21 protein-coding genes are annotated in these 25,482 nt (G+C 37.5%); 6 read left to right on the top strand and 15 right to left on the bottom strand.

Annotation, left to right across the window (positions count from 1 at the left end; translation table 11 throughout):
- Nucleotides 1-125: 125 nt before the first annotated feature.
- The 8 genes from C7J90_RS03585 to C7J90_RS03550 form a co-directional block, all read right to left on the bottom strand.
- Nucleotides 126-737 carry a LysE/ArgO family amino acid transporter gene (locus C7J90_RS03585; RefSeq protein ID WP_103208705.1) on the bottom strand — a complete coding sequence of 204 codons (612 nt, stop codon included), beginning with the start codon at nucleotides 735-737 and terminating at the stop codon, nucleotides 126-128.
- Between the two features lie 754 nt (nucleotides 738-1,491).
- Nucleotides 1,492-3,558, bottom strand: a complete 2,067-nt coding sequence (ptsG, locus tag C7J90_RS03580; RefSeq protein ID WP_103208436.1) for a glucose-specific PTS transporter subunit IIBC — start codon at nucleotides 3,556-3,558, stop codon at nucleotides 1,492-1,494.
- A gap of 248 nt (nucleotides 3,559-3,806) precedes the next feature.
- Nucleotides 3,807-4,565: an alpha/beta hydrolase gene (locus tag C7J90_RS03575; RefSeq protein ID WP_103208434.1), complete on the bottom strand. Its 759-nt coding sequence runs from the start codon at nucleotides 4,563-4,565 to the stop codon at nucleotides 3,807-3,809.
- A 13-nt stretch (nucleotides 4,566-4,578) separates the two neighbouring features.
- Nucleotides 4,579-5,247, bottom strand: coding sequence for an ABC transporter permease (locus C7J90_RS03570; RefSeq protein ID WP_103208433.1), 669 nt, complete (start codon nucleotides 5,245-5,247; stop codon nucleotides 4,579-4,581).
- Entirely contained in the window at nucleotides 5,244-6,203 is a 960-nt protein-coding gene (locus tag C7J90_RS03565; protein WP_103208431.1) for an osmoprotectant ABC transporter substrate-binding protein, read from the bottom strand. Before C7J90_RS03565 ends, C7J90_RS03570 begins: the two co-directional genes overlap by 4 nt.
- A gap of 16 nt (nucleotides 6,204-6,219) precedes the next feature.
- Nucleotides 6,220-6,855, bottom strand: a complete 636-nt coding sequence (locus C7J90_RS03560; protein ID WP_103208429.1) for an ABC transporter permease — start codon at nucleotides 6,853-6,855, stop codon at nucleotides 6,220-6,222.
- A complete protein-coding gene (locus tag C7J90_RS03555; protein ID WP_103208427.1) occupies nucleotides 6,852-8,033 on the bottom strand; it encodes a betaine/proline/choline family ABC transporter ATP-binding protein in 1,182 nt (393 codons plus the stop codon). Before C7J90_RS03555 ends, C7J90_RS03560 begins: the two co-directional genes overlap by 4 nt.
- 512 nt (nucleotides 8,034-8,545) lie before the next feature.
- A complete protein-coding gene (locus tag C7J90_RS03550) occupies nucleotides 8,546-10,084 on the bottom strand; it encodes a bifunctional metallophosphatase/5'-nucleotidase (protein WP_103208426.1) in 1,539 nt (512 codons plus the stop codon).
- 230 nt (nucleotides 10,085-10,314) lie between these two features.
- Between C7J90_RS03550 and bioD the strand changes: the two genes are divergently transcribed.
- The 5 genes from bioD to C7J90_RS03525 all read left to right on the top strand — a co-directional run bounded on the left by bioD (nucleotide 10,315) and on the right by C7J90_RS03525 (nucleotide 14,662).
- Complete coding sequence (gene bioD, locus C7J90_RS03545; RefSeq protein ID WP_103208424.1) at nucleotides 10,315-10,989, top strand: dethiobiotin synthase; 675 nt, start codon at nucleotides 10,315-10,317, stop codon at nucleotides 10,987-10,989.
- Complete coding sequence (gene bioA / locus C7J90_RS03540; protein WP_103208422.1) at nucleotides 10,982-12,349, top strand: adenosylmethionine--8-amino-7-oxononanoate transaminase; 1,368 nt, start codon at nucleotides 10,982-10,984, stop codon at nucleotides 12,347-12,349. The genes bioD and bioA overlap by 8 nt, the downstream gene beginning before the upstream one ends.
- A gap of 14 nt (nucleotides 12,350-12,363) precedes the next feature.
- The gene (locus C7J90_RS03535) at nucleotides 12,364-13,497 is read left to right on the top strand and encodes an aminotransferase class I/II-fold pyridoxal phosphate-dependent enzyme (RefSeq protein ID WP_103208420.1); all 1,134 of its coding nucleotides are present in this window, start codon (nucleotides 12,364-12,366) and stop codon (nucleotides 13,495-13,497) included.
- A complete protein-coding gene (locus tag C7J90_RS03530; RefSeq protein WP_103208418.1) occupies nucleotides 13,490-14,167 on the top strand; it encodes a 6-carboxyhexanoate--CoA ligase in 678 nt (225 codons plus the stop codon). The genes C7J90_RS03535 and C7J90_RS03530 overlap by 8 nt, the downstream gene beginning before the upstream one ends.
- Before the next feature lie 111 nt (nucleotides 14,168-14,278).
- Nucleotides 14,279-14,662, top strand: coding sequence for a (4Fe-4S)-binding protein (locus tag C7J90_RS03525; RefSeq protein WP_103208416.1), 384 nt, complete (start codon nucleotides 14,279-14,281; stop codon nucleotides 14,660-14,662).
- A gap of 454 nt (nucleotides 14,663-15,116) precedes the next feature.
- Here the strand turns inward: C7J90_RS03525 and C7J90_RS03520 are convergent, their stop codons facing one another.
- Both C7J90_RS03520 and C7J90_RS03515 read right to left on the bottom strand, forming a co-directional pair.
- Complete coding sequence (locus C7J90_RS03520; RefSeq protein ID WP_158701894.1) at nucleotides 15,117-16,280, bottom strand: DUF1958 domain-containing protein; 1,164 nt, start codon at nucleotides 16,278-16,280, stop codon at nucleotides 15,117-15,119.
- Between the two features lie 13 nt (nucleotides 16,281-16,293).
- Nucleotides 16,294-16,977 (bottom strand): M15 family metallopeptidase, encoded by a 684-nt coding sequence (locus C7J90_RS03515; RefSeq protein WP_103209476.1) that lies wholly within the window; start codon nucleotides 16,975-16,977, stop codon nucleotides 16,294-16,296.
- A 186-nt stretch (nucleotides 16,978-17,163) separates the two neighbouring features.
- Between C7J90_RS03515 and C7J90_RS03510 the strand changes: the two genes are divergently transcribed.
- On the top strand, nucleotides 17,164-17,898 hold the full coding sequence (locus C7J90_RS03510; RefSeq protein WP_174688355.1) for an NAD-dependent protein deacylase: 735 nt from the start codon (nucleotides 17,164-17,166) through the stop codon (nucleotides 17,896-17,898).
- A 181-nt stretch (nucleotides 17,899-18,079) separates the two neighbouring features.
- Here C7J90_RS03510 and C7J90_RS03505 read toward each other — a convergent pair whose 3' ends face one another.
- From C7J90_RS03505 to C7J90_RS03485, 5 genes are all read right to left on the bottom strand, one after another.
- Nucleotides 18,080-18,892 carry an ABC transporter permease subunit gene (locus C7J90_RS03505; protein ID WP_103209471.1) on the bottom strand — a complete coding sequence of 271 codons (813 nt, stop codon included), beginning with the start codon at nucleotides 18,890-18,892 and terminating at the stop codon, nucleotides 18,080-18,082.
- Nucleotides 18,879-19,820 (bottom strand): ABC transporter ATP-binding protein, encoded by a 942-nt coding sequence (locus tag C7J90_RS03500; RefSeq protein ID WP_103209470.1) that lies wholly within the window; start codon nucleotides 19,818-19,820, stop codon nucleotides 18,879-18,881. Before C7J90_RS03500 ends, C7J90_RS03505 begins: the two co-directional genes overlap by 14 nt.
- Before the next feature lie 591 nt (nucleotides 19,821-20,411).
- A complete protein-coding gene (gene manA, locus C7J90_RS03495) occupies nucleotides 20,412-21,347 on the bottom strand; it encodes a mannose-6-phosphate isomerase, class I (protein ID WP_103209577.1) in 936 nt (311 codons plus the stop codon).
- A 13-nt stretch (nucleotides 21,348-21,360) separates the two neighbouring features.
- Entirely contained in the window at nucleotides 21,361-23,304 is a 1,944-nt protein-coding gene (locus tag C7J90_RS03490; protein WP_103209579.1) for a fructose-specific PTS transporter subunit EIIC, read from the bottom strand.
- A gap of 68 nt (nucleotides 23,305-23,372) precedes the next feature.
- Complete coding sequence (locus tag C7J90_RS03485) at nucleotides 23,373-25,244, bottom strand: BglG family transcription antiterminator (RefSeq protein ID WP_103209581.1); 1,872 nt, start codon at nucleotides 25,242-25,244, stop codon at nucleotides 23,373-23,375.
- Between the last annotated feature and the right edge of the window lie 238 nt (nucleotides 25,245-25,482).

Raw genomic sequence — 25,482 nt, 5'->3', positions numbered from 1 at the left:
TTTTTATTTGTAATACATTCATAAGCTTAAAAAGAGGATATTCTATAGAAATATACTGCAATTCAATTCACGAGTGTTTATTACGTTAGGTTAACTATACGCCTTATGATTAAATAAGTAAAGGATTATTTAAAAAATATATTTTTTAAAATGATACAAGCAACAATGAGAATAACGATACTCGAGATTTTATTGAGTACTACAATCAAGCGCCCTGATGTATCCATCTTGCCAATTTGTTTACCTGCACATGCAAGACCGATAAACCAAATCCAGGATACGCCTATTGTTGAAAGAGTAAATGCTATTTTTTCTGCCCCTGTATATACTGCAGCACTCGTCCCGATTACACCAATCGTGTCCATAATTGCATGTGGATTTAACAATGACACCGATAGCGCAAAGCTAATTTGTTTGGCCGCAGACATAGGTGGTTGTTCTTCAGCACTTTGTGGTTTTTCATTCCATAGTGACCAAGCCATATAAATTAAAAAAATAAAACCAACTATGTATATTGCAAGTTGCAAGGACGGATATTGCGCAAGAACAAGCGACACCCCTAATACAGCAAGCAAAATGAGTAACGTATCACATAGACCTGCAGTGATTACGACAGGTAATGTCTTTTTTAGACGCTTATGATTCGCACCTTGATTAAAGACAAATACATTTTGTGCACCTAACGGCAATATCAACCCTAGTGCAAGCAATAAACCATGAATAATCGATTGAAACATCTCAACACCCCATTAATACTTCTATTATATTTTCTAAATTATAACAAACCCTTCACTATTGGTATATATCTAACAAAACAGGCTGGGGCATAAATATCTCGAAGTTTTCTTATCATGAGATGATTCATTCAATGATACGAAAGGGTCTTTTTTTAAAGTATTTTAATGTAAAATTACATGCATATCACGTCGTATTATTGGCGAGACGCCTGAGGGAATAGGATGAGCGTCGAGACCGGGGCTCGACCCATCCCCTAGGAAATGCGAGCCAAACAATACGAATGATTGATAAAAGAAGGTTCTATAGTAAATCGGACTGGTGTATAAATAATTTCATTTATTTGATTGTTCCATAAAGCCTCGCTTTTCTAGGCGCCTCACCCCAACTTATTTTAAGATTGAACTCACCCAATCTTAAAATGGATTTTCGGTTACGGCAAGATGCCTCAGAAGTCTCGGCTTAGTAATCAATCAAATGTGCTATATTTATTCACACCCCTAAGTTATAAAGTGTGTTTTACCAACTCGATTTTACTGATTTATGTTGTATTAAAAGAGGCATTAATGTTCAAGACTTTATGATCACACAACGAAAAAGGCGTTAAGCAATCCATTATTGCATAACGCCTTAATTTAATGCGACCAGTCCAATTTAACTGAGAGCCTAAAAGAAAAGCATAGAGGTGATTCAATCATGAATCATCTCTACGCTATTATTTTGGGGGTTATGTCCCGAACGCTTAACTGACTTTAATTATTTGACTGTAAAGATTTTGTATCCTTTATCGACCTTTTGTACATCTTCAAATTCAATTGTACGATCTTCTAAGTTCGTCACAATGAGTGGTGTCACAATACTTGGTGCATTCTCTTTAATATAATCCAAGTCAACCTTCATTAATGGTTGGCCTTCAATCACTTCATCATCAACATTAACGAGCGCTTCAAATCCTTTACCTTCTAACTTCACTGTATCGATACCAATATGGATTAATAATTCCAATCCATCTGTTGATTCTAAGCCAATGGCATGTTTTGTAGGGAAGATAGTTTTAACCACACCGTTAAATGGCGCAACGATTTCACCGTTATGTGGAATAAATCCAACGCCGTCTCCCATTAACTTACCTGAGAAAACTTGATCTGGTACTTCAGCTAATGGAATAATTTCACCTTCACCTGGTGCAGCTACAGTAATCGCTCTTTCACCATCAACGTGTACAACATTATCTTCAACTGAATCTGTTGTTGTCGTTTCGCTCGGTTTTGTAATTTCGCCTGACATAATACGCGCCATATCATGTTTGATTTGGTCAGACTTCGGTCCAAAGATAGCTTGCATATTATTTCCGACTTCAAGTACTCCAGCAGCTCCGAGCTCCTTCAGTCCATTGACGTCTACTTTTGACTTGTCATTGACTTCAACACGTAATCTTGTGATACAAGCATCTAAATGCTTAATGTTCTCTTTACCACCCATTGCGTCTAATACATCAAACGGCAAACGTTGCACTGACGTTTCACGTGCTTCAGTTGCTTTATCTTCACGACCTGGTGTTTTTAAGTTCATACGCTTGATTAAGAATGTAAATAAGAAATAGTAAATCAATGCATAAACAATACCTACTGGAATCACAAGTAAAGCATTAGTACGGTCCCAGTTTAATAAACCATATAAGACATAATCAATGAAGCCACCTGAGAATGTCATCCCGATTTTAACATCTAATAAGTGCATCACTAAGAATGATGTACCTGCTAAAAATACGTGTGCAACATATAAAATAGGCGCTACGAATAAGAATGAAAACTCTAAAGGCTCTGTAATACCAGTTAAGAATGAAGTTAATCCTGCTGATAACATCAAACCTGCAACTACTTTTTTACGTTCGGGACGCGCTTGACGATAAATCGCAAAAGCCGCCGCCGGTAAACCAAACATCATGAATGGGTATTTACCAGTTGTAAATGCACCAGCAGTAAATGCGACACCATCTTTCATCTGAGCCATCCAAATACGCTGGTCACCACGAACAAGCTCGCCCGCATGGTTGACATAACTGCCAAACTCAAACCAGAATGGCGCATAGAAGATATGGTGTAATCCAAATGGAATTAATGCACGTTCAATCACACCGAAAATAAATGTCGTTAAGACTAAGTTTTTATTCAATAAGAAGTTTGATAAACCATTCAGTCCATCTTGAATAGGTGGCCAAATAAAGCTTAAAATCACCCCTGCAATAATTGCAACCACTGATGTTACGATAGGGACAAATCGTTTCCCTGCAAAGAATCCTAAAAATTGTGGCAACGTAATATTATAGAATTTGTTATAACACCATGCTGCAAGTGCACCCATGATGATACCTCCAAACACCCCGGTTTGAAGTGTCGGTATCCCTAAAATCAGGGCGTGCTGTGGTAACTTTTCGGCTTGGCTTAATGCTGACGCACCGTCTGCATATGAGTAAATTTGATCAATTGTAATATTCATGACTTTACCCATTGTGGCATTCATAATTAAATATCCTACTAATGCTGCAAGCGCTGCAACACCATCTCCACCTGCTAAACCTAATGCTGTACCGACTGCAAATAAAAGCGGCAAGTTATCAAACACAACTTGTCCGGCAGATTCCATAATTGATGAAATCATGACGAATACTTCATGTTTCAACCAAGGCGCTAATTGCACTAATTGATCATTGTGCATCGCATTCCCAAGTGCGAGCAAAATACCAGCTGCTGGTAAAATGGCTACTGGTAACATTAACGCTTTACCAATTCGTTGTAATTGGCCAAAAAACTTTTTAAACATCGCTATAAACACTCCTCTCAATATAAAAAGACATGAACAAATAGAACCATCACAGAATATGGTTTCAATTTGCTCATGCCTGCATTAAACAGTAACACGCTATTTAATTAACCGTTTTCATTATACATAAAGCATCCTCATATGACAATACCATTTTTAATATATTTTTAACTCATCGTTTATCTTTTATCAGTCTATTTGTATACATGGCTTACTCACCCTATAGTCAGGTGTCATGCTCAGATGATTTATGACGTCAACCGTTCAATTACGATTTGGATGGCTTTGTCCCAATACGCATAATCATGTTTCCCTTCGCTTGCCAAAAAAGTGTATGGAATTTGCTTTTCTGTTAAAAATTGCGTAAAACGAATATGATCTTGATAAAGCTCGTCTTCTGTGCCACACATGATGAATAGCTCTGGAATGTCACGCCCCTCTTTTAATGCCGCTTCGACAAGATGATATGGACTAAAGGTTTTGAATGCGTCTTCGTCATCAACATCTACAACATCGTCAAACGAAAAATCATACCATTCGTAATGCTTTAACAAATGGACATCATAAACAGCTGACAATGGTGCTACTTTGGCAAATCGTTCGCTTTGTGTTAATGCAAACTTGAGCGCCCCATAACCGCCCATAGAATGACCTGCAATCAAATGATCTTCACGCGCTGCTGATAAAGGTAAAATTTGATGGACATAGTCCCAAACTTCTAAAACATAATCATAGTATCGATGACCATGCTTCATATTCGTATAAAAGCTGTGAGCGGCATTGGGCATAATAACCGCTAGTTGATGCTCATTTGCATAGCGTTCGATACTCGTATAACGCAAATAAGATGTTGCATCACTTGATAATCCGTGCAGTAATAATAATGACTTTAACCGTTTGGGTGTTTTAGATGTATCAAAATAGGTTGTATCCTCTGGTAATATCACTACAAATGATTGATGCATGCCAATTGTTTTGGACATATAATTCATATGCATCACAGCCATGTACAACAACTCCTTATGATGATTGAATGGTCTTGCGGTTTGAAGGATCTAATCGTTTTTCAAGTATCCGTAAGAGAATATCAACAATAACAACGATGACAACGATAGGGAGCGCACCAGCTAAAATAAACAACGTTCCATCAGTTGCATTCGTGCCGCGAATAATAATATCTCCTAACGTCGGTGCACCGATAAAAGACCCTACTGCAACAACGCCAATTGCAACAACTAACGCAATGCGAAGCCCCCCAATAATGACAGACAATGACAATGGTAACTCAATCATACGTAGAATCTGATTCCGCGTCATGCCCATTCCTTTTCCAGCATCAATAATATTTTTATCGACACCTGTAATGCCTGTATAGGTGTTTTTAATAATAGGCAACAATGCGTATAAAAACACTGTAAAGATGACTGTATTCATGCCAAGTCCCATGCCTAACATTAAAATAGCAAGCATTGCGATGACAGGTACAGTTTGAATGATATTGGCAATCGTTATCATTGCACCTGATAACTTACTATATCTGGCAATGATGATCCCTATTGGAATCCCAATAATAGCCGCAAACAATACGCCATATACTGACATCAGCAAATGATTTAAGAATAATTCCCATAGATAACCCGCATTGGTTTGAAAATATTCAATAAGCTGTTGAAAGAGATTTCCCTTCATTCACCTTGACCCCCTTTAGTATGCCTAGTATCCCTCTTATCGAAGTAGTTATGTTTTTCTAAAAATTGTTGTGCCACAATGGCTGGCTCTTGACCTTGACCATCAGCTTGATAATTCAACTTTTGCATCTCTTCTGTTGAAATTTGACCTTCTAACTTTTCTATAATTGGTTTTAAATCAGGATGTTCTTTCAGTAACGCATTTGTAACAAGCGGACTGGCATCATAGGGTGGAAAAAACTGATGATCGTCATCTAAAACAACCAAATCATAAGCGGCAATGCGCCCGTCCGTTGAATAGCCCACTGCAACGTCTAAGCTGCCTGAGTCTAACGCATCATAAACAAGTCCGATTTGCATAGGTCTAACCGTACCAAAACTCAAATCGTAGTCTTTTTGGAATGCTTTGTAACCGTCTCCTTCACGACTCATCCAAGAACTATCCATCCCTACTCTAAGTTCATTGGCATGCGCTTTTAAATCTGACACCGTTTTTAAGTGATACTTTTCTGCTGTATCTTTTGTCACCATTAATGCATACGTATTATCAAAGCCATATGAGTCAAAAAAGGTTTGATCAAATTGCTGATCAAATTCGCTTTGTACAACCGTCATCGCACGTTTCGGATCTTTAATAGGATCTTGATTCAGTGCACCCGTTAACTCTGTACCCGTGTATCGAACACCCGATATGTTAGCATCTCCACTTTCAATTGCATTATGCTGTATAACACTTGATCCCAAATTATTAATCAATGTGGGTTTAACTTCACCGTTTGTATCATGTTCAATTAATAGCCTTAACATGTGTGATAATATTTGTGATTCGCTCGTTGCTAATGCAGTAATGCTCACGTCACCATCTGAATGACTATTGTTTAACCCTGGTAAACTACATCCAGATAATACCGTTAGACACACTATTACAACAATTAAACTTTTTTTAATCCTTTTCATAATGTCCTCCTTCTCATTATCTGGAAACTTTTAAACCTTTGGGTAAGACCCAATGCTCAATACGTGATAAACCAAAGTCCACAAGTAATGCAATTAGCGTGACTAATACTGCTGCACTAATAATCATCTCTGGCTTATACAAGTTCAAACCATTGAAGATAAAGTCACCTAATCCACCTGCACCAACATAACTTGCAAGCGTAGCCCAACTAATCACGTAAACCGATGATAGTCGAATACCGCTTAAAATAAGAGGCAAAGACAACGGCAACTCCACATCTTTTGTGAGTTGAAAATGAGTCATTCCCATACTTCTCCCAGCTTCTTTCACATTTGGATCGATATTTTGAAGCCCAATTACGGTGTTGTTTAAAATCGGCAGTAAGACATACATAAATAATGCAACAATAGCAGGCGTTTTCCCCACTCCAAATAAAGGAATCATGAGCGCTAACACTGCCAAAGTAGGAATCGTTTGTAAAATGCCTGCGACTGTGAGTGCAATTTTTGATAGTCGTTCGACTCTTGAAATGAGTAACCCTAATGGCACTGCAACGATAATGGCAATAATGAGCGCGATAACCGAAATATACAAATGCTCTAACGCTTTCCACAGAAGTTCAGTACCATTTTCTCGTAAGTAATTCATCATGATGCATCATCTCCTGTAGATTGATGCGATACTGTTGTTTCTTCTAATGGTGCCTCATCTGCTTCTCCCCATATGCTGTCATACACAATATCAACTAAATTCGCACGCGTCACTAGTCCCACTAACGTTTTATTATCGCTTGCCACAACTGGCACATTCCGTATATTCCGTTTTAAAATCGTCCGTACAGAATCTTGCAACTTACTATCAATACGTACCGTGTAAATATCACGTTGCATCGTATCAATTAATAACTGCCGCGAACGTAAACCTTGATTAATGTCTTCAATATCTAAATAGCCCAATAATTGGTCATGGTGATCAATCACAAAAATAGTATCCACTCGTCGGTCTCTCATAATCGCTACAGCATCATTTAAACTGTGGTCAATATTGACCGTTACAGGTTTAATCATAGCGTCTTCAACCGTTCGAATATTCGGTCGGTCTTGTATCAAGCGGTTTTGTCCAATAAAGTCTCTCACAAAATCATTTGCAGGATGTCTTAAAATATTATCAGGCGTATCATACTGAATCACACGTCCATTTGACATAATGCATATTTTATCTGCTAGTTTAATCGCTTCATCCATGTCATGTGTCACAAAAATAAAGGTTTTACCTAACTGCTTTTGTAATTTTTTGACGAGATCTTGCAAGGTATCTCTTGTAATAGGATCTAATGCGCCAAACGGTTCATCCATTAAAATAATATCTTGTTCCGCTGCTAAGGCACGAACAACACCAATTCGCTGTTGTTGCCCTCCCGATAATTGTGATGGATATTGATCTAAATAAGATTCTGGTAAATCCACAAGTTGAATGAGTTCTTTCGCTTTTTGGTCTTTTTTCTCTTGAGACCATTTTAATAATTTAGGAACGAGAACAATATTCTCCTTTACTGTCATATGTGGCATCAACCCGATTTGTTGTATCACATATCCGATACTTCGTCTTAACTCAACAGGGTTCATATGACGTACATTTTTGCCGTCAATTACAATTTCGCCTTCTGTCGCTTCAATCATCCGGTTAATCATACGAAGTGCCGTTGTTTTACCGCTTCCACTCGTACCGATAAAAGCGACAAATTCACCTGATTCGATGTCAATATTCATATTATCGACAGCTTTCTTCCCACCTTCATAAACTTTCGTTAAATTTTTAATACTTAACATAAAAGTCAGTCCTTTGCTTAAGATTAAATAGTAGATGCGCCTACACACTCATCATTTCAAACAAAAAACACACTTCATGTATGGTGTCATCGCCTGAAGCCTTTCCAACCATTTCAAGTGTGCTTTTACATGTTTTAATTTATGTCGTACTACAATCTGATGCCTTAGTTACTTTGGTTTCTCATCTCATGGATACATTTTTACGCTGAATCATCTTGTTAGGCAATGAGCATAAACATCACTCAACAGCCTTGCGCATCATATAAATCCATCCTTTTTAACTACAGTGCGATACGTCTATTGTATCACTTTAGAAGACACCTTGGAATATTATATCTTTTCATAAAGCGCCCCCCTCAAGTTCATATGGGTACAAATCATCTTACTTTTATATCAACACTAAACCAATCAAAATAATACCGACATCGTCTGCAATGCCAAATCAACGGTGTCCTTTTAATTAAAAATTTAGCATACCGGTAATGGATCCTCTATCCATCATGCTGATTCGATTATGAATACTTCACTTGAAAATCTGTTACATTTGGAACTTCAAGATACGGATGCGCTTTGAAATAATCTATTATCATTTGAGCCCCTTCGACAGGAATATCCTTAATGATTTTATCTGCTGAAAACATCGAGTACCCTCCGCCACCACCTGCTCTATAGTTATTCATAACAACATGAAAGGTGTCATCCATTTTCATGGGTTGTCCTCGATATTTAAGTTCAACCACGCGTTGATGGATAGGCTTTGAAATATCATAATGATATGTAATCCCACTGTATATATCGTAGTTGTAATGTTGAGGCTTAGGTTCTAAAAATGGTTTGGCAACCGTTAATTGACCGTCTACAACTTCAAAATAAGTTGCATTCACCTCTAAAGCATCTTTAATATCTTGACCCGTCAACGCTAAAACGTTAAAAGTATTAGGAAATGGATAATTAGCAATCACATCTCGCATTGTCACGTCTCCTTCAAATCCGTTCCCACTATCAAATAATGCTGTACAACTAATCTCTGCGCCACTCAAATCCATTTGAATCAAATTGAGTAAATTGGTAAACGGGTGGGGTGAACGACGTGCTTCAAAAGGATCGTTCACAATCATCGACGTTTCCACATAGGCAATGCGCTCTTCTAACCAGTCTTCAACTTTATGCTTTAACGCCATATCCTCTTGCGACAATACTACTTCAGGCATAGACTCTGGCACATCAACTAAAGTCGTTTGACGTATTGAGACCTTTTCTGTCTCAGAATGATAATCAAGTATCACCTTGCCATACGTACTTCCTTTAGCACCGGGCTGTATAACCGCCGTTCCATTCATCGTTGTCGCAATTCGGCGATGTTGATGTCCTGTGAGTAACACATCGATTTCAGGAAATTGTGTCAGCAGCTCATATCCCACATTTTCACCCGTTAACGCTTCTGTCGCTTCTCCTGTTTGCAAATCTTTTTCAAAGCCACCATGGTAGCTTACCACAATAACGTCTGCTTGTTTTGTCACTTTAGACAAACGCTCTTCAAGTGTCTTCACAGCATCATTAAAAGTTAGCCCTTCAATATATTCTGGCTTTTCCCATATCGGAATGTTTGAAGTTGTCAAGCCAATCACAGCTAGTGATACACCTTCAAATTCAAACCAAGCAACACCATCTCCTGTAAATGGCTGATTGCCTTTAAGGATATTCGCAGAGAGCACCGGATAATTCAGCCCATTGATGATGTTTTCCAAATAACTTAATCCATAGTTAAATTCGTGATTGCCTAATACACCGACATCTATACCTATTCGATTGTATATATCAGTGAAGGTCTGATAATCTTTCATGCGCGCTAAATAATAACATAACGGCGACCCCTGTATAAAATCACCATTATCCACAAGCAACGTATGAGGATGATTCGCTTTTTCTTGATTCAGTAATGATTGTAATTGAAACAATCCCATTGGCATATCTTGGTGACGTTTACGGTAATCTGTTGGATACCAATAGCCATGCACATCACTAATTTCTAATATACATATCTCTGTCATCATAATCCCCCTAACTTATCTACCCTTATATTTATAGTAAACATTTTTTAACTTCTGTTAAACCTTAATATAAATCTTTTAACCCCTTTGCAATTCACATTACAAATACAGCTTATCGCACTAATAAACATATTGTAAACTTATAGATTATAATGGTTTACAATGATAACCCCTTGCCCTTATCATTAATACAGAAAGTGATAATTTTTATGATGCAAGGATGGTCTATGATGAAATTATTTATAACAAGTACCAATACAGATATAGGGAAAACCTACGTCACTCAGAACTTATTCAAGCGTTTAACAAGTGAAGGATATAACGTCTGTATTTTCAAACCCTTTCAAACAGAGATGCTTCCAGATGGTACCTATCCTGATTTAGAAGTATATCGCAATGAATGTCAGTTGACGTATCAACTCACATCCCTTTATACCTTCAAAGATCCTGTATCACCCCATCTCGCGTTTAAGAGAGAGCCGGACCAACCCTTTGATATCAACAAAGTGTTAAACCGTTTGGCACTACTTGATAGGACATTTGATTTCGTGTTGATTGAAGGGGCTGGTGGGATTGCGGTGCCGATTTACGAATATGAATCACACTTTTATATGACCACCGATCTCATCAAAGATACAGCGGACAAGGTCATCAGTGTCTTGCCATCTCAACTTGGCGCAATTAGTGATGCTATCGTTCACCATCACTATTTAAAACATATGAACCTACCCCCACACATACTTTTGATGAATCAATTTACGAATACTGCACTGGAACAAGACAATCACACGACAATTGAAAAATTTACAAATGAACCCGTCTTTACATTTAAAAAAGAGGGCAAGCCTGAAGATTTTTCAAATACGTTTATTCAACAGATATTAGGAGGACAAAATCATGAGTAAAACACAACAATTAACCAAAAAAGATCATACATACGTGTGGCATCCATTCACACAAATGGGTGTTTATACGAAAGATGAACCTATTATCATCGAAAAAGGACGCGGTAGTTACCTCTATGACACGAAGGGCAACAAATACTTGGACGGCTATGCTTCTTTATGGGTCAATGTTCACGGACACCGAAACAAAAAGCTCAATAAAGCGATTCACAAACAACTGAATCAAATCGCACACTCAACGCTACTAGGGTCTTCAAATATCCCTTCAATTGAATTAGCAGAAAAACTGATTCAAATAACACCGGATCGTTTACAGAAGGTATTTTACTCAGATACAGGTAGTGCCTCTGTGGAGATTGCGATTAAGATGGCATATCAATATTGGAAAAATATTAACCCTCAAAAATATGCGCATAAAAATAAGTTTTTGACACTGAAACATGGATACCATGGAGATACGATTGGCGCTGTCAGTGTAGGAGGCATCGATACATTTCATAAAATTTTCAAACACTTAATCTTTGAAAACATTCAACTTGAAAGTCCTTCGCTTTACCGTAGTCATTATAAAGACGAAAAAGAGATGCTTGCTCATATTTTAGAGCGTATTGAAACGATTTTATCAGAACAAAATGATGAGGTGGCAGGCTTTATATTAGAGCCACTCATTCAAGGTGCAACAGGATTGTTCGTGCACCCGCCTGGCTTTTTAAAAGCAGTAGAACAATTATGTCGAAAGTACAATGTTTTACTTATTTGTGATGAAGTCGCAGTTGGATTCGGGCGAACGGGTGAGATGTTTGCATGCCAACACGAGGATGTTCAGCCAGATATTATGTGCCTCGGCAAAGCCATTACAGGTGGCTATTTACCTTTAGCAGCGACACTCACATCTCAAGAAATTTACAATGCTTTCCTAAGTGATTCACATGGTGTGAACACCTTTTTCCATGGTCATACTTATACAGGAAACCAAATTGTGTGTTCAGTAGCGCTGGAAAATATTCGCTTATATGAAGAGGACAGACTGCTACCACACATCCAGAAGACTTCCCGCACTCTTGAGACAAAACTTTCTGAACTTAAAGGACATCCCAATGTTGGTGACGTCAGAGGGCGCGGCTTAATGTTCGGCGTTGAACTCGTTCAAGACCAAGAGTCGAAAACACCATTAGACATCCCTACAGTTGAAGGCATTATTCGTCTTTGTAAAGATTATGGACTGATGATTCGAAATTTAGAAAATGTCATTACTTTCGTTCCAGTACTAAGTATGTCAAATAAGGAAATTAAAAAGATGGTTAAAATTTTCAAACGCGCTTTAAAAGACGTTTTAGACAAGAATCACTCAAATCGATAAGGGAGATTGACAATATGAATTTAGAGCAAACTTTGACAGATTTAAAAGAAAAAGGATTATATCGTCAATTGATTAATATCGAATCCATCTCTGGTAAATGGCTGACAATCGAAGGGCAACATTATATTAATTTTACATCAAATGATTATTTAGGGCTTGGGCAACTCGATTTTGACCCTCAAGATTATGCTAGATTTCTTAATCAATATGGTCATCATCTCTCTAGTTCTAGACTTATTAGTGGCAATTCTAGTGTCTATCACTCGTTAGAATCTCGTATCAGTCAATGGCTAGGCTTTGAAGCGTGCATCTTATTAAATAGTGGTTACGACGCCAATTTGGCAGTATTTAATAGCCTCAAAGACCAAAATATCTTAGTATTTTCAGATCAAAAGAATCACGCCAGTTTGATTGATGGCATCAAACTAAGCAGTATCGAAAAAGTGATATTCAAACACCTAGATTATGACGAACTAGAAGAACACTTAGCACTGTATCAATGTGTTGACATGCCTAAAGTCATTGTTTCAGATAGTATTTTTTCAACAGATGGCAGTATAGCCAACCTTCAGCGCTTAATCGAACTCAAAAAACGTTATGATGCATGGTTGATTATTGATGACTCACATGGTTTAGGACTTCATACTTTAGAACACTACACTGAGATTGACATAGTGACCTCAAGCTTATCAAAAGCTTGGGGTGCACATGGCGGCGCTATATTATGTAGTCATACAGTCAAGGAACTCATCATTAATAAAGGACGATCACTCATTTATACGAGTGGCCTACCAACATATCAACTATACTTTATCCAACATCGATTTGAATATATACAACACGCCGACACAAGACGGAAGAAGCTCTTCGGATTGAGTGATTACTTTAATCGACAACTTCAAATATATTTTCCGAATCAGTCGATTTCCATGTCACCCATTAAAAATATCGTTTTTGAGTCGCTGCATGACGCCGAGCGCATTTATCGTAGACTCTATAATCAAAAGTTATTCGTCAGTTACTTACGTTACCCAACTGTTCAGAACCCCACACTCCGTATTTCCTTGTCCTATTTTCATGACAAAGATGATATCGATACATTGTTTAAAGCAATGATTGATACGATGAAGGAGGTCAAATATGTATAGTGTTAAAATGCGATCTAGTCAAAACACTTCTCACATTAGTGGTGCTGAAACGATATGTGATATGAAAGATATTGAAAAAACTATTCAAAACTATTTCAAAAAAGGATTTTTTCACGAAAATGGTGAGGTCGATTTTTTAAATTTAAAAATTGAAAAAGTCACACAACCTATTCAAACACTCAATGCACTTAATATATACGAAAATCACACGTTGAATACGCTCATTCAACAAAGTGGTGTCTCTCGTGCAGCACTTAACAAAGGGCGCCATTATATTCAAAATGAGATCAATTACCGTGGGGCCATTATATTATGTGCTAAGACAGGTCGTCGCTTAGACTCTACAAAAGAGCGAGGCGTTAGAGTCACACACTTTGCATTTGAAAATCATAGCACCTCAGCGTTAAGTGAACGAGTCCAAGATGCGCTTGCAATTGCGACATGCATTAGTCATCATTCACATGTCAAAGGCGAGCTATGTATTTCAGATGACTTATCATATACAACAGGTTATTATGCCACCCCTCTTGGCTATCATCGTTTGCATCATATGAAAGCCAATAACAGTCGTGAGGGTGGACGTATTATTTTTGTAGATGACACCATTCATTTAGACAGCTATATTGCGTTTTTAGAGAAGACACCGAAGCGAATTATATATAACCCTTAACTTTACACTTGATGGATTTAGATTTATTTTTTATACCAGTTCACAATTCTTTTTAAAAACAAATTGTTGTGCTATTTTTGAGATACAGTTGATTAAGGAGGATTGAGAACTTTGGCTAAACAATACACTGGTAACGATATTGATGTATTCTTTGAACCGAAACGATGCATCCACGCAGCTGAATGTGTTAAAAATTTACCTTCAGTTTTTGATACAAGCAAACGACCATGGGTAGACCCAAGCCAATCAGATGCTGATACAATTGCACGTGTAGTCGAACTATGTCCAAGTGGCGCTTTAACCTATAATCGAAAAGACGGCGCCCCAAACGAACACCATGATCACACCGAAGTGACAATAGGAGACGACAATCAAATCTATTTACGTGGTGAAGCAACCATTAAGTGGAACGATGAGACCATTTACGTCAATCGCGCCATCTTAAAAGGAGATGCAAACACAAAAGAATACCCATTTTACACCAAAAACAATTGAAAACAAGGTTGTTGAGCAAGTGGTCAGGATTCAAGCAGAATGGAATGACGAGCAAAATTGTTCCCCAAATTTTGCCGAGTCATGACATTCTGTCGAGAATCCTACTTGCGAAACACCGTTCATCAAGGTTGTTGAGCTTGCGCTTAGAGTTTGAGCATAACTCGAGCAATTCAAAAAATTGTTCCTCAAATTTTGAAGAATTGCGAAGTTATGCCGAAAACTCTGCATGCGAAACACCGTCTATCAAGGTTGTTGAACAAGTGCTCAGGATTCAAGCAGAATGGAATGACGAGCAAAATTGTTCCCCAAATTTTGCCGAGTCATGATATTCTGTCGAGAATCCTACTTGCGAAACACCGTCTATCACAAGGTTGTTGCGTTTACGCTTTGACTTCGAGCATCACTCGTACAATTCAAAAATGGTTCTTTCTCAAGCAAAGTCTTATTTGATACCTTAATGATTGAATCGATAAAAAAAGGCTTCAATTATATTTTTCTTTTCAACTGTCACACTCGGAGCGGTTGTATTTTTGATAAATGTACGACGGTAGTCAACATGTACTTTATTGTCATCTGTCACAATATATTTTAACTTTTCACCTTTAGGTACGACGTCATATAAGTCTTTTTTGACATCATACAGTTTTCCATTAATTTCTTGCTTTCCTTTTGAGATGACTTTTCGATATTCATATTGTTCATATGCCTTTATCATCGCCTGATTTGCGATATGATATAAGTTTTGTTTAGCTTTCTCACTTGAATACGGCTGCACATTCAGTACAATTTCATTCAAACGTAAATGATTGACCTTCCTCGTTAAAGCCAAACTATACCCTTTATCACTTGTACCTGTTTTAAGCCCATCCGTTCCTCTTAATGCATGAGGTTGTCCTTTGAGCGATTGATTTTTGTTCTTAAGCTTTTGTCCATACTGTTTATCTGTCGTTATAGAGCTATATTTTAATACTTCTGGATGTACTTCAATTAAGTGATGCACTAATTGTGACATATCTGCTGCTGTTGTATGTGTACGCCCTTTTGGATTGTAATGAGATGGCGCAAAATTTTGAAGCAATGCATTGCTTGCACCTGTTGGATTTACAAAATATGTATGTGTCATCCCTATATGTTTCGCTTTTGTATTCATTTGATTCGTGAAATCTGATGATGCTCCCGCAATATAATCACCCAAAATCAGAGTGGCTACATTACTAGATTCTAATAACGTTTGTAAAATGAGCTGCTCAACGGTATACGATTGACCCGTGTGTAAAGGTATATTGGATAGTGATGGCATTGTAGAGATTTTTTCGTAAGTCGGCGTAATTTTAATCCTATCATTCAGTTTGATTTTGTTTGCTTTGACCGCATCTAATGTTAAATAAATGGTCATCATTTTAGTCAAAGAGGCGGGATCCGTTTCAAAGTCTGGACAGTGCTGATACAAAATTTGACCAGATTGCGTTGTAATCATTACTGATTCTAGCTTTTGTTTGTTTAATATAGTGTTGATTTCTCTGTCCAAGCTAGACGCCTGTGCCCCCTCGCTATCAGGAGAAATAATCATCAAAATCATTATGCCAATCGCAAGGATATTGATTAATTTAGACTTCATATCAAACACCTCCTTATTCATCTTTTGATGTATTAGCATATAAACCTAAATACTCTTCTAGCGTTGTATTGTCGTACTTTATTTTTTGCGCAACGGATTGACCTACATATCTCAGATGCCAAGGTTCGTATTGGTATCCTGTGATATCCGACTTCCCTTTTGGATAACGAATGATAAAGCCGTAGTCAGACGCATGCCTTTCTATCCACTGACCCGCTTCAGTTTCTCCAAATGCTTCAGTAAAATTGGTGTCCGTATTTTCAGAAACAATATCAAAGGCCAATCCAGATTGGTGCTCAGAATGACCAGGAAGCGCACTATATGTCATTGCTTTCGCTTTGCCATCTCGTTCAACATAATCATTAAACAGCTGTTCTTGTAATTCATAACTTCTATAACCGCTTGCCATTGATAAATGATATCCTTCTTGATTAGCATCCTTCAAAAGCGTTTGTAACGCACTTTTTGCGGTCTGGTTTTCACCAGGATTGAACGTTTTTGGAAGTTCAATTTGTTTATTGACTATAAGTATACCATCAATATATGTCACACCCTTAGCCACTTTTTTTACATGCTTTTTATTCTTTTGTACTTCCCCATCATAGCGATCTGTTGGCACATGACTATCTCTATTATCTCCCAAACACCCTCCTAGTAGAAAGCATAAACCTATAGTAATAATCACTTTTCGATACATTACAATTCCACCTTCAATTCGACTATATATATCATAGTGTATCAAATGTAGCACCGCTTTTCTGAAGTGATTATTAATTAATAAATGACATCATTTTAAGGTATTTGCGTAAAACGTACTTAAAACCTAAAATAATAGTATATATCATATTAATACTTCTCATTATTTTCAAATGGAGTGAGCGTTTTGAATCATAATATTCAACAACTCAAAAACATCATCGAATCATCAGAACGTATAACCTTTTTTACTGGCGCTGGTATATCTGTAGCAAGTGGCATTCCAGATTTCCGTTCTGTTGGAGGTCTCAATGACGAAATTTCAAAAAGTGGCTATTCACCTGAATATATTTTAAGTTCCGATTACTTAAATGTTGACCCAAAAGGTTTTATGGATTTTTGCCACCAATATCTATTATTTGCAGATAAAAAACCTAATCCTGTCCATCAGTGGATTGCACACCTTGAAAATGAAGGCCGTTCTCTCGGTGTTGTCACCCAAAATATTGATGGCTTACATTCAGATGCAGGAAGTCTCAATGTAGACGAATTACATGGTACGTTAAATCGCTTTTATTGTTTAGATTGTGCGCAAACGTATACTAAAGCTGAAGTTATTAAACGAAAACTTTATCGCTGCGACAATTGTAATAGCCCTATTCGACCAGATATCGTTCTATATGGCGAGATGCTAGATCAAGGTACAATTATGAATGCACTGTATAAAATAACGAATGCTGATACACTAGTCGTACTTGGGTCTTCACTTGTTGTCCAACCCGCAGCTGGCTTGATTTCTAACTTTAACGGTCAAAACTTAGTCATCATCAATCAAACACCGACACCTTATGATCATCAAGCTGATTTAGTCATTCATGATGATATGGTGGCAGTCATTGAAGCACTTAATGACAAATCATAAATTTCAAATAAATGATACAAATAAGGATTCTCAACAGAACTCAAGCGATTCAATTTGCTTTGCATACTGAAGATTCGCCAAGTTCTGTCGAAAATCCTATATTGATCCCCCATGTTTCCCCATCATTCAATTGAAAATACAACAAACGTTGCAACTGTGAACCCCTTTTCACTTCACGCTATTACGTTCGAGTGATAAATACATCTCGATTAAACGTTTTGACGATAAACATATATACGAGTATATCAATGATAATAAGCACGACGACTAAAATAAGGGAGACATTGATGCCGAATAAAAAAATCCCACTCGATTGTGAAGTTAAAAAACCCATAATGGGCAAAATTAGCAACACTGAAATAGATTGTGCTGATTTACTCGTTTTCACCCGGTGTGAAATAGAGACTATTAGTGAAATAGCTAAAAATGTAATTAACGGAATGATGCAAACTGCGATTACAATCCAGTTGAAGTTAGGAAAAATAATTTGATTCATTACATTTACACTATAAATATCGACAATAATACCGTAAACAAGCATCGCAATCCAAGTCACGAGTATAGACGGAATAGCTGAAGCTAATATTTTGCCGAGCATTAACTCTTGGTTGGTAATCGGCGTATACAATAAGCCTTCAATAGTCTTACGCTCTTTTTCACCTGTAAAGCTCGAGCTCGCTAAAATAGTTGCAATCATCACTGGAATAAGTAAGAAAAATGGAACAAAGAAATACATCAAAATGGCATACCCAATCGCATCATTACGACTCAAACCTGATGGTAAAGCTTGTTTTGGAAGTTGCTCGATAAATGCATTTAGACCTCCAATTAAATGAACAAGTACATGACTTGTACCTCCTAGAACGACGAGTATTGGAAGCATTACAGCCAAAATGAAAGGAACAACAATAATTGAGACGAGTGCACCTTGATCATTTTTCGCTTCGAGCAAATCTTTTCTAACAATGGTCATGACATTTCTAAGCTTTAGCATTTTGAACCTCTCCTATTTTTTTAAAATATAGTTCTTTAATCGTATGCTTCACTTCTGTCACCGTTATAATATCGATATGGTGTTGCACAAGCGCTTCAATCACACGTGAAATCATTCCCCGTTCTGGTACTGTAGCACGTACCAATTGGCCGTCCTCACTATGCAATTGAGCATCAATGGCTAACTTTTCTTTCATCACTTTTAATGTCGCATGTGCATCGACTGTACGTATATCAAATGACGTCTCAGGCCATTCTTCTCTTAGTAATCCCGACGCTTGACCTGACGCAATGAAGCGCCCATCATACATAATCAATAGATGATCTGCAATCTGTTCCAAACCTTGTAATTGATGCGTACACATAAAAATAGTCATGCCTTCATGCTTTACAAAATGTTGCAAAATGGCAATCAAATCCTCTGAAGCAGATGGATCCAATCCAGATGTAGGCTCGTCTAAAATTAATAGCTGTGGGTGATGTAACAACGCTCGAATAATCGCAACTTTTTGTTTCATCCCTTTACTCAATGATCCGACCTTACTCTCTTTTCGATCCAATAGATTAAAGTGCGCCAACAACTCATTCATACGGTTTTCGCTATCCATTTTTGTCATGTTGTAAAATTGTGCCCATATCTCTAAGTTCTCTCGTATCGTTAAACTTTCATAAAGGTTCCCATCATTTTGAACACCAATATACTGGCGAATACCGTCGAAATGGGGATCTGTCGTTTCCATATCAAACACTTGTATCGCACCCTCAGAAGGCTTTAGTAACCCTGTTAACAACCGTATTGTGGTCGTTTTACCTACACCATTAGGCCCTAAAATCGCATGAATCGTCCCCTTTTCGAGTGTAAAAGAAATATCTTTAATAATCTCTCGACCATTTAACGTTTTATGTAAATGTGTAACCTTGGCAATCATCTTACCACCCTTTACAGTTTATTTTGATGTGTTTATCCTACGTTAAATCGATATATCTTAATTCATATATAAATCGCTTTCATTATAACATATCTTCTTTTTGAGCCACTCGCACAACCATAAGTGTATATCAGTAACATTTTAATATACTATAGTAGTCAAAAATCCCCTTCCTCATTACATCGAGGAAAGGGAAAAAAGGTTGTTGAGTGTGGAGGTTGGGACAAAAGCGCTTAGGATTTGAGCAGAACCTCATAGCGAACAAAATTGTTTTTTAATTTTGCTGAGCTATGGTGTTCTGCCGAAAATCCTGCTTTTGGGACACCGTTTATCACTTCCCACAAGACAAGTTCAAGAACCAACCCTCAAAATTTTGTGTAGCTGTGTAGTTCTGTTGAGAAGTCAGCAATCGAAACACCGTCTATCAAGGTTGTTGAGCTTGCGCTTAGAGTTTGAGCATAACTCGAGCAATTCAAAAAATTGTTCCTCAAATTTTGAAGAATTGCGAAGTTATGCCGAAAACTCTGCATGCGAAACACCGTCTATCAAGATTGTTGAGTTTGTTGCTATGCTATCCCAATACGCTTTGAACTAAGAATAGCTCACGATACAAGTCAGTGTGCCTTCAAATTGTATATCTTGATCATCAGTCGTTAATATAAAGTGACGCCCTTTATTCACTTCATATATGTTGCCATTCACAATTAAACGACCTGTTCCTTCAATAACTGACACCAAACAATAATCATGCGGCTTTTCAAAATCAAGTTGTCCATCAATCTCCCACTTTTCCACCGTAAAAAAGGCATTCGATACAAATTGCGTATGACGATGTCCGTCACGTCTGTCATGTACGGGTTGAGTGTTGGGATTCGAGGTCTTTATATCAATGACGTCCTTACTCTGTGCTAAATGTAATTCACGCTTTTTCCCATTTTGATCTGTTCGATCGTAATCATAAATACGATAAGTAGTATCTGAAGATTGTTGTGTTTCAAGGATGAGTATCCCTTCTCCAATAGCATGCACAGTGCCGGCGGGTACATAGAAAAAGTCCCCTGTTTTTACTTTGACTTTCTTAAATAAATCATCAAATCGATTTGAGTCAATCAAACGATTCAAATCATCATAATGCTCAACATTCACCCCATAGATAATCTCCGCATCTTCTTTCGCATCTAAAATGTACCAACACTCAGTTTTGCCATATTCACCTTCATGTTTACGTGCATAGTCATCATCCGGATGAACTTGTACAGAAAGTTTGTCATTGGCATCTAAAATTTTCGTCAATAAGGGGAATGCTTCACGTGCATCATTGCCAAATAAAGCTCGGTCTTTGTGCCAAACCACATCCAATGTTTCACCTTGATGTGGACCATTTTCTATAATGTTAGGGCCATTAGGATGTGCTGATATCGCCCAACACTCTCCTGTTCTTTCATTTGGAATATCATAGCCAAATTGACGTAGTGCTGTACCTCCCCATATTCGTTCTTGAAAGACTGGTTTTAAAAATAATACCATTTGCGATCATCCTTTATATTTCTTTTAATATGTCATAAATATCGTCTTTAGAATCAGCTGTTATCAAGTTTTCTCGTGTCGCATCATCCATTAATTGACGCGATAATCGTTGTAATAGTTTTAAATGTGTGTCGTTACTTTTGGTTGGTACAGCAATTAAAAAGATGATTTGAGGTGCTGTACCATCTAAACTCTCCCAATTGACACCTATTTTGTTTTGTAATACTGCTACAACGGGTTCTGTGACTGTATCTGACTTGGCATGGGGGATTGCAACATTCATACCAATCGCTGTTGTAGACTCTGCTTCACGTTTTAAAATAGCTGATTTGACTGTATTGAAATCTCTAATGTAGCGATGTGTTTCAAGTTGATGTAATAAATGATCAATCGCCTCATCTCGATTCATTGGCTTTTCTATTAATTCAATGGTTTCAAGGTGAAAAACGTCATCTGTTTTTCTTTCTACTTGAGACGACACTGTTTCAGAATGTGTTTGACCTGTCTCTTCCATCTCATCTGTTGCTAACTTTTGACCTCCTATACCTTGTATCACTGCAGTAGGCGCTGTCTTTTTGAATAACAGGACTGTTGCTGTTGTAACCAAACTACCTACTATGACTGCAACAAAGAACCATAGCACTTGATCAATACCACCTAGTACAGCTACAATCGGACCTCCATGTGCCACTCGATCACCGACACCTGACAATGCTGCTATCACTGCTGCAACCATCGCACCAATCATATTGGCTGGAATGATACGTAGTGGGTCTTGTGCAGCAAATGGTATTGCCCCTTCAGTAATCCCAAACAATCCCATCGTAAATGAGGCTTTTCCCATCTCTTGTTCGGATACATTAAATTTACGCTTCTGAATCATTGTAGCAATCCCTAATCCAATAGGCGGCGTACATACTGCAACTGCAACCATTCCCATAACGGCATAATTTCCTTCTGCAATAAGTGCTGCACCAAATAAAAATGCAACCTTGTTCACTGGCCCACCCATATCAAAGGCTATCATAGCCCCAATAATCAGCGCTAAAATCACAATATTAGCACCTTGCATTCCTTTAAGCCACGCTGTTAACGCAACGAAAATACTTGATATAGGACCTCCAATAATAAATATAAAAATCAATCCTATAACTAAAGAAGCTAAAATAGGAATAATGATGATAGGCATAATCGGCGCCATCGCTTTAGGCACTTTGACATTTTTAATCCATTTTGCAACATAACCTGCGATAAATCCTGCTACAATACCACCTAAAAATCCGGCACCAGCTTCACTCCCGTAAAAGCTGCCATCTGCGGCAATAGCTCCTCCAATCATACCAGGTACAAGTCCCGGTTTGTCTGCTATACTATAGGCAATATAGCCTGCTAAAATCGGCACCATAAAACTAAATGACAACGCTCCGATATCTTCAATAGACTTCCAGAATGTGCCATCTGCAATTTTTAAACCTTGTTCTGTCGGTTCTCCACCAAGCGTTAAGGCAATGGCAATCAGCAATCCACCTACAACGATAAAGGGGACCATAAATGATACACCATTCATCAAATGTTGATAGACCATTTGTATACCACTTTTTTGCGCTTCTTCAGTGCGTGTCTCTTTACTTACATTTTTTGAATGATAAATTGACGCATCTTGATCGATGATACGTTGAATTAATGTCTCAGGATGATGAATCCCTTCTCGCACATTGACGTTGATAAGCCGTTTTTCATCAAAACGTGACAGATCCACTTGACGGTCGGCTGCAATGATGACCCCATCTGCCTCTTTTATATCTTTTGCAGTTAAAACATTCTCAGCGCCGACACCACCTTGCGTTTCAACTTTAATAGTGACTCCCAACTTTTGTGCAGCTTGCTCAAGTTTTTCTTGAGCCATATACGTATGTGCAATTCCGTTTGGACAAGACGTTACTGCTACTATTTTCATGTTTTCTCACACTCCTCACCTTCATTGTAATCGCTTTCAAATGTAATAAAAAAAGATAATTACCGCTACTAGTGGCAATTATCTCTTAACAGGTTTGACATATGTTTTTCGAATTGATGATCATCCATTTCTAAAAAGGACTCGACGTCTTGTTTATCCATCTTTGCAATAGTTTGCATAATATGACGCGTTTGTTGTATTTCTGTATCTGCAATAGCAAGAAAAATAATAAGATGCGCTCTATCTGTTTTCCAATAAATCCCTCTCCTGCTCCTAAATATCAAGACATAGGATTGCGCCACTTTATCAGGGTCACCATGTGGAATTGCGATGCCTTGACCAATATACGTTGACGCCATACGTTCACGCTCAAGCGCTGTCTCCATATAAGATGTATGAATCGCTTGATACGTATTTAAAATGTCTTGTGCCATTTCAAAAACATCTGACAAACGCCTGAATGACTCATCAGTTGAAACAACATGTAACTTCACCCGATCTATCTCATAACCTTTATGCTTTTGAAGTTGATTGCGTAATCTCTCCAACAATCGCTGTTGATCTTCCTCTGAAAAAAATGGTGATACTTTTAAGACGTCAACATGACTTGGGATAGAATCCCTTTCCACATCATGTGTCGTAATTAAAACATCGATGTGATTCCAATCATAGTGCTTTATCTCATTATACTTAAACGTATCAACCACTCGAATATTTTGATTCATTTGTGCTATTTTCGTTTCTAACAATTGGGATACACCTAATCCGTAATAACACCCAATCGCAACGCGCACCGTTTGAACATCAAATCGTTCAACCGCTGCTTGAAAGTGTATCGTTAAAAAAGCGATCTCATCTTCTGACAAAACAATTTCTGTATATTGTGCCAAATGTTGAATCGATTCATAAATCATATTAAACAAAAATGGATACCTTGCTTTAATATCTTGTGTTAAAGGATTCATTAAAGACATAGACTGTGTAACTCTCAAATATGTTCGACTAAAATGCGAATACAGATTTTCTTGTAATAGTGCATCGTGTGAAAACGACATCTCTACTCTTTTTTCAACATCTTCAATTAATCGATTGACATAACTTTCAATAAAATGCTTCTGGAAGCCTAAATCAAACTGATTAAAATGATACCCTATTAAAAATGAAAACAACGTCACAGTGTCTTCAGTGAGATGATAGCCTAATTTCGTATTCACTGCTTGGATGACATCATGTGCAATTTGTTTCGCTTTCGTATTGATAAATAACGTATCGCCCTTTTGTTGTGGACGTTTGATGAGTAAAATTAAATGTATCAGTAACTGTTCTATTTGTATCGATGCATATCTCATGTCATATTCATCTAATTGCTGTTTTAAAAGGTGTCTTATCGTTTGGACATGGGCTTTAGGTAACTCATTCAAAATCAGCGTCTCCACATGATGTGAGTCTCCGGCCAATTGATTCAAATGCAAAATCGCATTAGTGAGGTGAGTCTTACTTCCCTCTACCACAATCCCCTTTCGTTGCTTTATCATCAATTTAATATGAAATGTTTCACACCAAGCTTGAATTCGTTCTACATAGTCCATGGCTTCTTTTTTAGTGAAGTTAAAGTGCTGTACGATGTCTTGAATGGTACTGACCTCATTTGACATCAACAAATGATAACCTACTGCAACTAATAACTTTGCATCTCGCTGAAGATGATGTTCTAACTGGGATGCTATCGTTTCAATATCATATCGCTTCAGATTGAATTGGTATCCTTTCGCAGGTACACTCACGATTACATCTTTTAAAAACAATTGATTAATCACTTGAATATCACTGCGCGCTGTACGGTTTGAAACTTGAAGTTTTTTCGAAATTTCATCAGACGTTAAATAGGCACTTTGTTGTTTTAAAAAAAATTGAACCAGTTGTATTTGTCTTCCAATCATAAAACTCACCTCACTTCATTCATATATAGACGCCTATATTATACAATATATACAATTTGCATTAAGCGTACACTTCCATTTTTTGGCATTTCCAAATAAAAATAAACGACTAGCTCCAAAATTACAGAATAGATTTATCGCATAGCCAAATACACCAACACAGTAATAAACCCATTTTAATCGCATCAATCGCCTTATTCACCAAAACAATCCTTTTCAATATGTTGCGTCATCCGCA

The sequence above is a fragment of the Staphylococcus felis genome (genome assembly GCF_003012915.1).
GTDB lineage: Bacteria > Bacillota > Bacilli > Staphylococcales > Staphylococcaceae > Staphylococcus > Staphylococcus felis.
This window is presented reverse-complemented; position numbering and strand designations above follow the sequence as displayed.

Coding starts and splice junctions, on each gene's coding strand:
- C7J90_RS03585 (WP_103208705.1), bottom strand. CDS start 737: ATGTTTCAATCGATTATTCATGGTTTATTGCTTGCACTAGGGTTGATA.
- ptsG (WP_103208436.1), bottom strand. CDS start 3,558: ATGTTTAAAAAGTTTTTTGGCCAATTACAACGAATTGGTAAAGCGTTA.
- C7J90_RS03575 (WP_103208434.1), bottom strand. CDS start 4,565: ATGGCTGTGATGCATATGAATTATATGTCCAAAACAATTGGCATGCAT.
- C7J90_RS03570 (WP_103208433.1), bottom strand. CDS start 5,247: ATGAAGGGAAATCTCTTTCAACAGCTTATTGAATATTTTCAAACCAAT.
- C7J90_RS03565 (WP_103208431.1), bottom strand. CDS start 6,203: ATGAAAAGGATTAAAAAAAGTTTAATTGTTGTAATAGTGTGTCTAACG.
- C7J90_RS03560 (WP_103208429.1), bottom strand. CDS start 6,855: ATGATGAATTACTTACGAGAAAATGGTACTGAACTTCTGTGGAAAGCG.
- C7J90_RS03555 (WP_103208427.1), bottom strand. CDS start 8,033: ATGTTAAGTATTAAAAATTTAACGAAAGTTTATGAAGGTGGGAAGAAA.
- C7J90_RS03550 (WP_103208426.1), bottom strand. CDS start 10,084: ATGACAGAGATATGTATATTAGAAATTAGTGATGTGCATGGCTATTGG.
- bioD (WP_103208424.1), top strand. CDS start 10,315: ATGAAATTATTTATAACAAGTACCAATACAGATATAGGGAAAACCTAC.
- bioA (WP_103208422.1), top strand. CDS start 10,982: ATGAGTAAAACACAACAATTAACCAAAAAAGATCATACATACGTGTGG.
- C7J90_RS03535 (WP_103208420.1), top strand. CDS start 12,364: ATGAATTTAGAGCAAACTTTGACAGATTTAAAAGAAAAAGGATTATAT.
- C7J90_RS03530 (WP_103208418.1), top strand. CDS start 13,490: ATGTATAGTGTTAAAATGCGATCTAGTCAAAACACTTCTCACATTAGT.
- C7J90_RS03520 (WP_158701894.1), bottom strand. CDS start 16,280: ATGAAGTCTAAATTAATCAATATCCTTGCGATTGGCATAATGATTTTG.
- C7J90_RS03515 (WP_103209476.1), bottom strand. CDS start 16,977: ATGTATCGAAAAGTGATTATTACTATAGGTTTATGCTTTCTACTAGGA.
- C7J90_RS03505 (WP_103209471.1), bottom strand. CDS start 18,892: ATGCTAAAGCTTAGAAATGTCATGACCATTGTTAGAAAAGATTTGCTC.
- C7J90_RS03500 (WP_103209470.1), bottom strand. CDS start 19,820: ATGATTGCCAAGGTTACACATTTACATAAAACGTTAAATGGTCGAGAG.
- manA (WP_103209577.1), bottom strand. CDS start 21,347: ATGGTATTATTTTTAAAACCAGTCTTTCAAGAACGAATATGGGGAGGT.
- C7J90_RS03490 (WP_103209579.1), bottom strand. CDS start 23,304: ATGAAAATAGTAGCAGTAACGTCTTGTCCAAACGGAATTGCACATACG.
- C7J90_RS03485 (WP_103209581.1), bottom strand. CDS start 25,244: ATGATTGGAAGACAAATACAACTGGTTCAATTTTTTTTAAAACAACAA.